9 protein-coding genes are annotated in these 12,804 nt (G+C 67.2%); 5 read left to right on the top strand and 4 right to left on the bottom strand.

Features of this window, described 5'->3' with window-relative positions:
• The 4 genes from ACQR1L_RS00790 to ACQR1L_RS00775 all read right to left on the bottom strand — a co-directional run bounded on the left by ACQR1L_RS00790 (position 1) and on the right by ACQR1L_RS00775 (position 4,885).
• Positions 1–1,329 carry a BCD family MFS transporter gene (locus ACQR1L_RS00790; RefSeq protein ID WP_434856031.1) on the bottom strand — a complete coding sequence of 443 codons (1,329 nt, stop codon included), beginning with the start codon at positions 1,327–1,329 and terminating at the stop codon, positions 1–3.
• Positions 1,326–2,228, bottom strand: coding sequence for a chlorophyll synthase ChlG (gene chlG, locus ACQR1L_RS00785; protein WP_434856030.1), 903 nt, complete (start codon positions 2,226–2,228; stop codon positions 1,326–1,328). The genes ACQR1L_RS00790 and chlG overlap by 4 nt, the downstream gene beginning before the upstream one ends.
• 44 nt (positions 2,229–2,272) lie before the next feature.
• Positions 2,273–3,640, bottom strand: a complete 1,368-nt coding sequence (gene ppsR / locus ACQR1L_RS00780; protein WP_434856029.1) for a transcriptional regulator PpsR — start codon at positions 3,638–3,640, stop codon at positions 2,273–2,275.
• Between the two features lie 138 nt (positions 3,641–3,778).
• Positions 3,779–4,885, bottom strand: a complete 1,107-nt coding sequence (locus ACQR1L_RS00775) for a cobalamin B12-binding domain-containing protein (RefSeq protein ID WP_434856028.1) — start codon at positions 4,883–4,885, stop codon at positions 3,779–3,781.
• Positions 4,886–4,905: 20 nt separating this feature from the next.
• Here ACQR1L_RS00775 and bchF point away from each other — a divergent pair, with 20 nt between their 5' ends.
• The 5 genes from bchF to bchL are packed head-to-tail and all read left to right on the top strand — an operon-like array spanning position 4,906 to position 12,801.
• Positions 4,906–5,496, top strand: coding sequence for a 2-vinyl bacteriochlorophyllide hydratase (gene bchF, locus ACQR1L_RS00770; RefSeq protein WP_434856027.1), 591 nt, complete (start codon positions 4,906–4,908; stop codon positions 5,494–5,496).
• Positions 5,497–5,498: 2 nt separating this feature from the next.
• Positions 5,499–6,779: a ferredoxin:protochlorophyllide reductase (ATP-dependent) subunit N gene (locus ACQR1L_RS00765; RefSeq protein ID WP_434856542.1), complete on the top strand. Its 1,281-nt coding sequence runs from the start codon at positions 5,499–5,501 to the stop codon at positions 6,777–6,779.
• A 1-nt stretch (position 6,780) separates the two neighbouring features.
• A complete protein-coding gene (gene bchB, locus ACQR1L_RS00760) occupies positions 6,781–8,334 on the top strand; it encodes a ferredoxin:protochlorophyllide reductase (ATP-dependent) subunit B (protein ID WP_434856026.1) in 1,554 nt (517 codons plus the stop codon).
• Positions 8,309–11,899 carry a magnesium chelatase subunit H gene (locus ACQR1L_RS00755; protein ID WP_434856025.1) on the top strand — a complete coding sequence of 1,197 codons (3,591 nt, stop codon included), beginning with the start codon at positions 8,309–8,311 and terminating at the stop codon, positions 11,897–11,899. The genes bchB and ACQR1L_RS00755 overlap by 26 nt, the downstream gene beginning before the upstream one ends.
• A complete protein-coding gene (gene bchL, locus ACQR1L_RS00750; RefSeq protein WP_434856024.1) occupies positions 11,896–12,801 on the top strand; it encodes a ferredoxin:protochlorophyllide reductase (ATP-dependent) iron-sulfur ATP-binding protein in 906 nt (301 codons plus the stop codon). Before ACQR1L_RS00755 ends, bchL begins: the two co-directional genes overlap by 4 nt.
• Positions 12,802–12,804: the final 3 nt, after the last annotated feature.

Genomic DNA, 12,804 nt, shown 5'->3' with positions numbered 1-12,804 from the left:
CTAGGCTCCCTGATTGGCCGGCTGCGCCGCCAGCGTCGGTGACGGCTCGCGCGGTCGCTTGATCCAGATCGCGAGCCAGGCGGAGAGAACGAACAGTGCGGCTTCGGCCGCGAACACCGCCGCGTAGGCCGAGGCGGTCGAGGGCATGAAGGCGCGCGCGGCGTCGGCCGCCGCGGTGCCGACGAAGCCGCCGATGCCGAACGAGATCGCCTGCGAGGCGCCCCACAGCCCCATGCGGGTGCCCTCGCGGTTGTCGCGGCCTTCGCTGACCATGTTCATCATCGCGCCGATGGCCGCGATCGCGTAGACGCCGTTGGTGATGCCGAGCAGCAGCACCGAGCCGCGCAGCGGCCATGCCGGACCGATCGCCGCGGCCGCGACCAGGCTGAGCAGCGCCAGCGCCGAGGCGAGGCAGCCGCCGATGATCCAGGGCTGCGGCCGCGTCCGCCAGTCGGCATGCAGGCTCGCCATCGCCGGCATCAGGATCATGCCGATCAGCGCGCCCATGTGTTGCACCGAGGAGAGCTGCGTGGTCTGGCCGGGCGTCATGCCGAACACGCTGCCGGCGAACGGCTCCAGGATCAGGTCCTGGGCGCTGTAGGCCAGCATCGAGACGAAGATGAAGATCGCGAAGCGCCGCGCCTGCGGCTCCCGGCAGATCTCGCGGAAATCCTCCATGAAGCCGCCGCGCTCGGCGGTTGCCGCGGCGCTCTCGGTGGACAGCTCCGGCTGCTCGATGCCCCACACGCCGAGCAGGGTCAGCACCATCGCGATCGCCGAGACCGTGCCGGAGACCAGCATCAGCCGCTCGCCGGAGAACGGATCGAGCGCCTTGCCGGCAACGGCCGTGGTAACGATGAAGCCCGCGATCATCATGATCCAGGCGATCGAGGCGGCGGCGCTGCGCCGCTCCGGCGCGGTGCGCTTGGCGAGCAGCACCAGGAGCGAGGTGCCGGCGGCGCCGACGCCGATGCCGATCATGATGAAGGCGATCACCGCAACGGCGAGGCCGAGAATGAGCTGGCTCGCCATCAGCGCGGTGGCGGCCGCGGCCAGCAGGCCGCCGGCGGCGAGCACGGCCATGCCGCCGACGATCCAGGCGAAGCGGCGACCGCCGACATCGGAGCCGTGGCCGAGCCAGGGACGCAGCACCTGCATCGCATAGTGGATCGCGACCAGCAGGCCGGGAATCATCGCCGGCAGCGCCAATTCGATGACCATGACGCGATTGAGCGTCGAGGTCGTCAGCACGACGACCGCGCCGAGCGATGTCTGCACCAGGCCGAGCCTGACAATTCCGAACCAGGAGAGCGGAGCAGGGGCCGTCATGCCGACATCCCCGCGAGCGCAAAGGCCGTCACCAGCATGCCAATTACGTAGAGCAGGACGCCGGTCCCGTTGTACCAGGGCGCGAGCTCGCGCGGGTTGGTCATCAGCCGCCGCATCAGCACCAGCTGCGCCGCGATCAGCGCGGCGACGATCATCGCATGCGCCGGCCGGCTCCATGCGATCAGCAGCGCCAGCACCGCGACCTGCGCGACCGCCATGGTGATGCAGGCGAGGCGGGCGGCGCGCTCCGGGCCGAGCAGCACCGGCAGCGAGTTGACGCCGCTGACGCGGTCGCCACCGATGGACTTGAAGTCGTTCAGGGTCATGATCCCGTGCGCGCCGGCGCTGTAGAGCAGCGCGATGGCGAGCACCGGCCAGGACGGCGCCTGCGCGCTCATGATCGCGGCCGCCGTGATCCACGGCAGTCCCTCGTAGCAGAGGCCGACGGCGCTGTTGCCCCACCAGCCGTTCTGCTTGAGCCGGATCGGCGGGGCGCTGTAGGCCCAGGCAAGCGCGAGGCCGAGCGCAGCCGCGGCAAAGCCCCAGGTGCCGAGCAAAGAGGCGACGCCGAGCGACAGCACCGTCCAGATCAGCGCGATGTACAGGCCCCAGCGGCCGGGAATGCGGCCCGAGGGAATCGGCCGGTCCGGCTCGTTGATCGCATCGACATGGCGGTCGAACCAGTCGTTGACGGCCTGGCTGGTGGCGCAGACCATCGGCCCGGCCAGCACGAGGCCGGCGATCACGATCGGCCAGCGCGGCGCCAGCGGCGCGCCCGAGGACACCACGCCGCAGCCGAACGCCCAGATCGGCGGAAACCAGGTGATCGGCTTCAGCAGTTCGAGAACGGCGGACGGATGCAGCCGGGGGGACAGCGGGACGGGCGCGATCTCGGTCATTGCTACGCTTCCACCTCTTCCAATGGCATCTGTTCGGACGGCAGCTATTCCAGCTGACTGTCCTCTTCGCTCGGCTCGGCCATGCCGTAGCGCCGCAGCTTGACATAAAGGCTCTGCCGGCTGAGGCCGAGCATCTCGGCCGCGGTCGCCCGGTTGTCGCCGGTGAGCTTGAGCGCGGTCTCGATGCACATCCGCTCGATCACGTCGGTGGTCTCGCGCACCAGCTCCTTGAGCGGCACCCGGCCGATCAGCTCGGCGAGCTGCTCGCGGGAGCGTGGGATGAAGCCGTGGTCGGCGCCGTCGCCGGGAATGCGCGGGCCGACATTGCGGATGGTGAAGCCGAGCCGGGCCTGGCCGGGTGCGCCGACCGTGGTGGCGGAGATTTCGACGTCGACCGGCGAGCCATGCTCGCCGCGGACGACGCTGGAGAACAGCTTGAGCGTGCCGTGCTGGCGCAGATTGGTCAGCATCACCGAGAAGTCGACCGCGGACTTGCCGATCCAGCGGTCGATCGTCTCGCCCACGATCTGATGCATGCTCTCGATCTGGGCGAGCTGGAGGAACGTGGCGTTGGCGTGCAGCAGCCGCCCGTCCATGTCGGTGATCACGAAGCCGTCGGGGGCGGCCTCGACGAACTGCACCAGCTGGGTGTTGACCTCGGAGGCGCGGGTGATCGCCGGTTGCGACGTCAGCGGCGAGAACCGCAGCAGGAACAGCGACGACGTGTCCTGGCGGAAGAAGGTGCCGTCGAGCAGATATTCGCGGCCGCCGTCGAGCGTGACCTTGGCGCGCTCGATCTTGCCCTGGGACCTGATCGCCAGCGACAGCGATTGCGACAGCGCGTTGTCGTCGAGCAGCAGGACGTCGGGAAACAGCTTGCCGATCAGATTGGCGGCGCCATGGTCGAGCAGGGTGGCCGCCGCCGGATTGGCCTCGACCACTCGATGACTTGTGGCGTCGATGATCAGGACCGGCTCGGCGGTGATCTGAAACAGGATCCGGTAGCGCGATTCGGCATTGCGCATGCGCGAGTAGTCGCGCTCGATCGCAACCTGCGCCTCGATCAGCTTCTGCTGGAGGGCTGCGGTGGCGCGAACGTCTCGCCCGACCGCGATGAAGCGGGCGGCGCCCTTGATCGCCACGACGGCGAACAGAATCGGGATGTCCGGGCCGCGGGCGGCCGGATAACGCACCTCACGCCAGCGCGACACCTTGCGCTGGGAGGCCTCGGTGAGCAGCAGCTCTGGCTTGGTCTGGCTTTCCTCGGACACTGTTGCTTGCCAGGATCGGCCGATCCACGCGTCTGTGTTTCTCAATTCAAGCGGCAATCCGGCCTGTTGAAAAGCCAGATCCTGAATGTTGCCGTCGGCGTCGAGCGCGAGCGCAATGTCGGAGGCTGCGGCCACCAGCATGGCCGCAACATCCGCATTGAGATCGCCAAGCGACTCTTTCGGAGCTCTGAACGCCCTCACCAACGCCGTTGTCCTCCCAATCAAGGAGCCTTCGCGCGGCAAGTCTCATTCCAGCATTCATCTTCACTGCACCCTCAGCTATCGCCGTTCGGTCAGAAGACTGACGACGTGCCGGGCTTGCGAAGCCTCTCTGCTCGGGTCGGAGACGATACCGTCGCCGCCGACCAGAAGAACGAGTTCAGGCCGTTCAATAAACGCAGGACCGCAGACCAGCACGCCGATGTCCTGGTTGGAGGACTCGCGCCGGACCATCCTTATGTTTGAGGCGAGATCGTCAAGCTTCTTGTCGCTGGTTGCGAAGAACTCGACGACGTTGAACCATTGCGTGCGGAGCGCATCGACGAAACTGCGATCCGCCGTGTCGGGCTCGATCCAGGTCTCCCAGCCGTCGCGGCGGAAGAATTCACCCGCGAGCACGACGCCGAACATCATGTGGCCGATTTCGCGGCGATCGCCTGGCGACGTCGTCAGCAGGACGCGCAGGCCCGTGGGCGCGACCGCGAGTTCGGCGCAGAAGGCGGGGCTGAAATGGCGCAGCAGCTGCTGCAGGCGCCACAGCGCCAGCGTGACGTCGGCGAAGTCGCGCTCATCATCGGCCCAGAGATGGCGGAGATGGTTCGCGGTCGGCACCAGGAGATCGAGATAGATCCGCTCCAGCGTCTCGCCGTGATCACGATGCGCCTGGATGCAGGCGACCGCGCCGTCCTCGTCGGCGTCCAGCACCAGCTCGGCAAAGTCGGCGGCTTCCTGGGCCGAGGCTGCGATGATCGCCGGCACGCGTTCGAGCGTGGAGGCATGGGCCATCACCAGGCGCGGAATGATCTCGGCCTCGATCGCTCCGTTGAGCTGAGGATGACGGGTGCTGTGTAAGGGCACATTGACACGCGGCGCTGCCGGCGGATGAAAGCCGGGCTGCCCACGCTTCGTCCGGAAGCGTGCTCGTGGAAATCGGGCTGTTTCATTGAGCTCGGTCATCAGCGCCTCCCCTCCATATGAGCGCACGTTGCTCGTTGCGTCAATATTCTTTGACGTCAATTTTGATTGACACTCTTCCGACCCGGGTCTAGCGTTTCCCCATCGGGCCCGCACTCCGGGGATTTGCGATGCGCCACCTGCAAGCTGCACAACGTAACGTTGACCAGGCCGAGTGCGGTGCACCACAAATGTCCCTGTGGTTGTCGTCATCGCACCACCGGGCACCGATGTTGTCAAATCATCTTTACACATCGTGTGACGCCCAATTCACGTCCGCCACTGATCCGTCGCTGTGGGGTCAACTCTGCTTCACACCCGAGGCAGCGCCGCGTGCAAAGCGGCAAGCGCTTTACACGCCTGAGGAAAAGCGTCGGCGCGACGCCACGCCATGGACCCTGGTGCAGGGCATCCTGGCGCCGCTCCAGTTTCTCGTCTTCCTGGTCAGCCTCGGACTGGTCGCGCGCTATCTCGCCACGGGCGAGGGCCTGTGGCTCGCCACGGCCTCGGTCATTCTCAAGACGGCGCTGCTCTACACCATCATGATCACCGGCTCGATCTGGGAGCGGGTCGTGTTCGGACGCTATCTGTTTGCGCCGGCCTTCTTCTGGGAAGACGTGTTCTCGATGCTCGTGATCGCGCTGCATACGGCCTATCTCGCCGCGATCATCGGGCATATCGGATCAGCACAGCAGCAGATGCTGCTGGTGCTCGCGGCCTATGCGGCCTACGCGATCAACGCGACGCAATTCCTGCTCAAGCTGCGCGCCGCGCGGCTGCAGGAGCAGGCGATGGCGCAAACGAGTGCGGAGCGCGCGTCATGAGCATGTCCGCACAAGCCTGTGCCGTGGCGTCGGCCTCATCAGCAGACGGCGTGCTGCGCGAGCGCGGCCAGCGCGAGGTGTTCTGCGGCCTCACCGGCATCGTCTGGCTCCACAGGAAAATTCAGGACGCGTTCTTCCTCGTCGTGGGATCGCGCACCTGTGCGCATCTGATCCAGTCGGCCGCAGGCGTCATGATCTTCGCCGAGCCGCGCTTCGCCACTGCCATCATGGAGGAGCGCGACCTTGCCGGCCTCGTCGATGCCAATGACGAGCTCGACCGCATCGTCGGCCAGCTGCTGGCGCGTCGCCCCGAGATCAAGCTCTTGTTCCTGGTCGGCTCCTGTCCGTCCGAGGTGATCAAGCTCGATCTGTCGCGCGCGGCGTTGCGGCTGTCCCAGCGCTTCTCGCCCGGCGTGCGCGTGCTCAACTACTCCGGCAGCGGCATCGAGACGACGTTCACGCAAGGCGAGGATGCCTGCCTCGCTGCGCTGGTGCCGGTGTTGCCGCAAGCCGACCGCGCCGCGCGGCCGTCGTTGCTCGTGGTCGGCGCGCTCGCCGATGTCGTTGAAGACCAGTTCAAGCGGACCTTTGCCGCGCTCGGCATCGATCAGGTCTCTTTCCTGCCGCCGCGCCGTTCGTCGGAGCTGCCGGCGATCGGACCGGAAACACGCATTCTCCTTGCGCAGCCGTTCCTTGGGGACACCGCGCGCGCACTGGAAGAACGCGGTTGCCGCAGAATCGCGGCGCCGTTTCCGTTGGGCGGGGAGGGCACCGCGCTGTGGCTCGCTGCGGCGGCTGATGCCTTCGGCGTGTCGCGCGTCCATGTCGAGCGCACCCTCGCGCCCTTGAAAGCGCGGGCGGAGAAGGCGCTGGCGCGCTATCGCGCGCAGCTCGCCGGCAAGCGCATCTTCCTGTTTCCGGATTCGCAGATCGAGATCCCGCTGGCGCGGTTCCTTGCGCGTGAGATCGGCATGGAGCTGGTCGAGGTCGGCACGCCCTATCTGCATCGCGATCATCTCGCCGCGGAGCTTTCGATGCTGCCCGCCGGGACGCAGCTCAGCGAGGGCCAGGACGTCGAGCGCCAGATCGATCGCTGCCGCGACGCGCGTCCCGATCTCGTCGTCTGCGGTCTCGGTCTCGCCAATCCGCTGGAGGCCGAAGGCCTCACGACCAAATGGTCGATCGAACTGATCTTCACGCCGATTCAAGGCTTCGAGCAGGCCGGCGATCTCGCCGAGCTGTTCGCGCGGCCCTTGCTGCGGCAAACGCGACTGGCGGTGTGAGATGCAGCTGTCGGTCTGGACATATGAAGGCCCTCCGCACATCGGCGCGATGCGGATCGCGACCGCGATGCGCGGCGTGCACTACGTGCTGCATGCGCCGCAGGGCGACACCTACGCCGATCTCTTGTTCACGATGATCGAGCGCCGCGACCGAAGGCCACCGGTCACCTACACCACCTTCCAGGCGCGCGATCTCGGCGGCGACACGGCAGACCTGCTGCAGAGTGCGGCACGCGCGGCCTACGAGCGCTTCCAGCCGCAGGCGATGCTGGTCGGCGCGTCCTGCACCGCCGAGCTGATCCAGGACGATCCCGGCGGGCTGGCGCTGGCCTTGAGGCTTCCGATTCCGGTGATCCCGCTCGAGCTGCCGGCCTATCAGCGCAAGGAGAATTGGGGCGCCTCGGAAACGTTCTACCGGATTGTACGAGCGTTGGCTGCGTCTTCCGCTGATGGCTCCCCCCGCCGTGAACGGGAGGCGGGCGCTCGTCCAGTCTGCAACCTGCTTGGTCCGACGGCTCTCGGCTTCCGTCACCGCGACGACCTCGCGGAAGTGACCAGGCAGGTTGTGGAGCTCGGCATCGGGATCAATGTGGTGGCGCCGTGGAACGCGACGCCGGCTGATCTCGCCCGCCTGCCGCAGGCCGATTTCAACATCGTGCTGTATCCGGAAGTCGCGCTGACGGCGGCGCAATGGCTGAATCGACAGTTCGGCCAGCCCTATACGAAGACGATCCCGATCGGTGTCGGCGCGACGCGCGACTTCATCAAGGAGGTCGCAAGCCTTGCCGGCGTCGATGCGGAGCCGGTGCTGTCGCGCTCCGAGAGCAGGCTGCCCTGGTATTCGCGCTCGGTCGACTCGACCTATCTCACCGGCAAGCGCGTCTTCATCTTCGGCGATGCCACCCATGCCGTCGCCGCGGCGCGCATCGCGACCCAGGAGCTCGGCTTCGAGGTCGTTGGCCTCGGCACCTATGCCCGCGAATTCGCCCGCGAGATCCGCGAGGCCGCCGCGCTCTACGGCGTCGAGCCTGTCATCACCGACGACTATCTCGAGGTCGAAGCCCGTGTCAGCGAACTCCGTCCTGAGCTCGTGCTCGGCACGCAGATGGAGCGCCACATCGCCAAGCGCTTGGGCATTCCCTGCGCCGTGATCTCGTCGCCGACCCATGTGCAGGATTTCCCGGCGCGCTACTCGCCGCAGATGGGGTTCGAAGGCGCCAATGTGCTGTTCGACACCTGGGTGCATCCGCTGATGATGGGTCTGGAGGAGCATCTGCTCGGCATGTTCCGCGAGGATTATGAGTTCGCCGATCACGCGCCCTCGCATCTCGGCGCCGCCCCGGCGGCGCCGCCGCAGCCGCAGCTCCGCGTCGTCGAGACCTCCATCACCACCGAGCTCGCCTGGGCCTCCGACGCCGAGCGCGAGCTGACCAAGATTCCGTTCTTCGTGCGCGGCAAGGCACGCCGCAACACCGAACGCTTCGCGCGCGAGCGCAACGTCAACCTGATCACGCTCGAGACCTTGTACGATGCCAAAGCGCATTTCGGTCGCTGACGTCACACCCATCCGGGTGGTGATCGTGACGATGGACAGCCATCTCGCCTCGGCAGCCGTGCGCGCGCGCACGACCTTGCAGGCGGAGCTGCCCGGGCTCGATCTCAAGGTGCATGCGGCCGACGAGTGGGGCTGCAATCCGACCGCGCTGGCGCATTGCCTCGCCGACATCGCCACCGGCGACATCGTCGTCGCGACGATGCTGTTCATGGAGGACCACATCCAGCCGGTGCTGCCGGCCTTGCAGGCCCGCCGCGATCATTGCGATGCGATCATCGGCTGCCTGTCGGCCGGCGAAGTCGTGCGCCTCACGCGGCTCGGCAAATTGACGATGTCGGGCTCGGCCACCGGCGTGCTCGGCCTGTTGAAGCGGCTACGCGGCAGCAACCGCTCCGGCAATTCGAGCGGCCAGGGCCAGATGAAGATGCTGCAGCGGATGCCGCGCCTGCTGCGCTACATTCCCGGCACGGCGCAGGACCTGCGCGCCTATTTCCTGACGCTGCAATACTGGCTCGCCGGCTCCGAGCAGAATTTTGCGAACATGGTGCGCTTCCTGGTCGGCCGCTACGCCGACGGCCCGCGCGCCGCGTTGCGCGGCAAGCTCAAGGCAGCCGAGCCGGTGACCTATCCGGATGTCGGTCTCTATCATCCGCGCCTGAAGCAGCGCATCGCCGAGCGGATCGACGAGCTTCCGGCGCTGCCGAAGCCGGTCGGCCGCGTCGGCGTCATTCTGATGCGCTCCTATCTGCTCGCCGCCAACACCGCGCATTATGACGGCGTGATCGCGGCGCTGGAGGCGCGCGGTCTCGCGGTCGTTCCCGTGTTCGCCTGCGGCCTGGACTCGCGCCCGGCGATCGAGCGCTATTTCCAGAAGGACGGCATTTCCGCGGTCGACGCGGTGGTCTCGCTCACCGGCTTCTCGCTGGTCGGCGGTCCCGCCTACAACGATGCGCGCGCGGCCGAGGAGGTGATGGCCGGGCTCGATGTGCCCTTGATCGCGGCGCATCCCCTCGAGTTCCAGACCGTCGAGCAGTGGCACGAGGATGCGCGCGGCCTGACACCGGTCGAAGCCACGATGATGGTGGCGATTCCCGAACTCGACGGCGCGGTCGGTCCGACCGTGTTCGGCGGCCGCTCGGCGATGGCCGACGACGGTCGCGACATGGCTTCGTTACCCGAGCGCGCCGCCCAACTCGCTGCGCGTGTCGCCAGGCTTGTCGAACTGCGCCGCTCGGCCCGCGCCGAGCGCAAGATCGCAGCGGTGCTGTTCAACTTCCCGCCGAATGGCGGCAGCGCCGGCACCGCAGCCTATCTCTCGGTGTTCGAGTCGTTGCACAATGTCATGACCTCGCTGCGTGCCGCCGGCTACACGATCGACGTGCCAGCCACGGTCGATGAGCTGCGCGCTCGTGTGCTGAAAGGTAATGCCGAGCGGTTCGGCACCGCGGCCAATGTCGCGGTCCGCATTCCCGTCGACCAGCATGTCCGCCGCGAGCGGCATCTCGCCGAAATCGAGAAGCAATGGGGCCCGGCGCCCGGCCGCCACCAGACCGATGGCGCCAGCCTGATGGTGCTCGGCGAGCAGTTCGGCAATCTGTTCGTCGGCCTGCAGCCCGCCTTCGGCTACGAAGGCGATCCGATGCGGCTGTTGTTCGAGCACAGCTTCGCGCCGACCCATGCCTTCGCCGCGTTCTATCGCTGGCTGCGCGAGGAGTATCGCGCCCACGCCGTGCTGCATTTCGGCACCCATGGCGCGCTCGAATTCATGCCGGGCAAGCAGGCCGGCCTCTCCGCCGAGTGCTGGCCGGAGCGGCTGATCGGCGACCTCCCGAACTTCTACATCTATGCCTCCAACAATCCGTCGGAGGGCGCGCTCGCCAAGCGCCGCGGCGGCGCCACCTTGATCAGCTATCTCACGCCCTCGATCACCAGCGCCGGCCTCTACAAGGGCCTCGCCGAGCTGAAATCTTCGCTCGACGCCTGGCGTAATCTGTCGCCGGACGCGACCGAGCAGGTGAGGGCCGACAGCGCGGCGCTGATCCAGGCGCAGGCTGCCGCGGTCGATCTTGCCGTGGCTGATCCGCTCTGGGGCGATGAGCGTGACGCACGGATCGCTGCGCTCTCGGCCAGCGTGCTGGAGCTGGAGTATTCGCTGATCCCGCACGGCCTCCACGTGGTCGGCGCCCCGCCGCCGCAAGAGCAGCGCAAGGAGCTGCTCGACCTCGCAGGTATCACCGACGCCGCCAAGCGCACCGAACTCGACAAACTGCTCGCCACCGACAGCGAGACGCCGGCCATCCTGCACGCGCTCGACGGCGGCTACATCCGCCCCGTCCCCGGCGGCGACCTGCTGCGCAACACCGACGTGCTGCCCACGGGCCGCAACCTGCACGGCTTCGATCCGTTCCGTATTCCCAGCGCCTTCGCGCTGAAGGATGCCGAGCGCCAGGTCGCCCGGCTGCTCGCCCGCCATGCCGGCGAGGGCCACAAGCTGCCGGAGACGATCGCGCTGGTGCTGTGGGGCACCGACAATCTCAAGACCGAGGGCGGTCCGATCGCTCAGGCGCTGTGGCTGATGGGGGCCGCGCCGCGCCATGACAGCTATGGCCGGCTGTGCGGCGCCAAGCTGATCCCGCTGGAGCAGTTGGGACGCCCGCGCATCGACGTCGTGATCACGCTGTCCGGCATCTTCCGCGATCTGATGCCATTGCAGACCAAGCTGCTCGCCGAAGCCGCGCTGCTCGCCGCGTCGGCGGATGAGTCCGCGGAATTCAACTATGTCCGCAAGCACGCGCTGGCCTTCCAGGCCGCGCATGGCGGCGAGATCGCGGATGCCGCATTGCGCGTGTTCGGCAATGCCGAGGGCGCCTATGGCGCCAACGTCAACCATCTGATCGATTGCGGCGCCTGGACCGACGAGGACGAACTCGCCGACGTCTATACCCGCCGCAAGGGCTTTGCCTACGGCACCGACGGCCGCCCTGTCCGCCGCGACGCGCTGCTCGGCCATGTGCTGGCCGGCGTCGACGCCGCCTATCAGAACGTCGACTCCGTCGAGCTCGGCGTGACCACGATTGATCATTATTTCGATACGCTCGGCGGCATCAGCCGCGCGGTGAAGCGCGCCAAGGGCGAGGCGGCGCCGGTCTATATCGGCGACCAGACCCGCGGCGAGGGCACCGTGCGGACGCTCTCGGAGCAGGTCGCGCTGGAGACCCGCACCCGCACGCTCAATCCGAAATGGTACGAGGCGCTGCTCGCCCACGGTTACGAGGGCGTCCGCCAGATCGAGTCGCACGTGACCAACACCGTCGGCTGGTCGGCGACCACGGGGCAGGTCGCGCCCTGGGTCTATCAGCAGATCACCACGACCTTCGTGCTCGACCCCGCGATGCGCGAGCGTCTCGCCTCGCTCAATCCAGCTGCATCGGCGAAGATCGCCAACCGTCTGATCGAAGCGCATGAGCGCAATTACTGGACCCCGGATGCCGAGATGCTCGATGTCCTGCGCAAGGCCGGGGAAGAACTCGAAGATCGCCTCGAAGGCGTGGGAGTTGCCGCATGAATGTGACCTTGAGAGCGCCGCTGACGACGGCCCCGCGCCGCCCTGACGGGGCCGGTAGCGTTCAGGTGCAGCTCGATCCGAACGTGGTGATCGGCACTGCAAAAGTGTTCTCGGTCTATGGCAAGGGCGGCATCGGCAAGAGCACGACCTCGTCCAACCTCTCGGTGGCGCTGTCGAAGCTCGGCAAGCGCGTGCTGCAGATCGGCTGCGATCCCAAGCATGACTCGACCTTCACTCTGACCAAGCGGCTGGTGCCGACGGTCATCGACATCCTCGAGCAGGTCAACTTCCACTCCGAGGAGCTGCGCCCCGACGACTTCGTCTACCAGGGCTACAATGGCGTGATGTGCGTCGAGGCCGGCGGGCCGCCGGCCGGCACCGGCTGCGGCGGGTATGTCGTCGGCCAGACGGTGAAGCTGCTGAAGGAGCATCATCTGCTCGAGGACACCGATGTCGTGATCTTCGACGTGCTCGGCGACGTCGTCTGCGGCGGCTTTGCGTCGCCGCTGCAGCATGCCGATCGCGCGCTGATCGTCGCCGCCAACGACTTCGACTCGATCTTCGCGATGAACCGCATCGTCGCGGCGATCCAGGCCAAGTCCCGCAACTATCCGGTGCGGCTCGGCGGCGTGATCGCCAATCGCAGCGCCGCGACCGACCAGATCGACAAGTTCAACGAGCGCATCGGCATGAAGACGCTGGCGCACTTCCCCGATCTCGACGTCATCCGAAAGAGCCGGCTGAAGAAGTGCACCCTGTTCGAGATGGAGGCCTCGCCCGACGTCGAGCGCGCCCAGAACGAATATCTGCGCCTCGCCGCCTCGCTGCTCGCCGGCGTCGAGCCGATCCACGCGATGGCTCTCAAGGACCGCGACATCTTCGATCTCCTTGGCTTCGATTGAGTG

Origin of the sequence: Bradyrhizobium sp. HKCCYLR20261, assembly GCF_051168435.1 — a bacterium.
Taxonomy (GTDB): Bacteria; Pseudomonadota; Alphaproteobacteria; order Rhizobiales; family Xanthobacteraceae; genus Bradyrhizobium.
The sequence above is the reverse complement of the archived record's forward strand: the minus strand, read 5'-3'. Positions and strand labels throughout refer to the sequence as shown.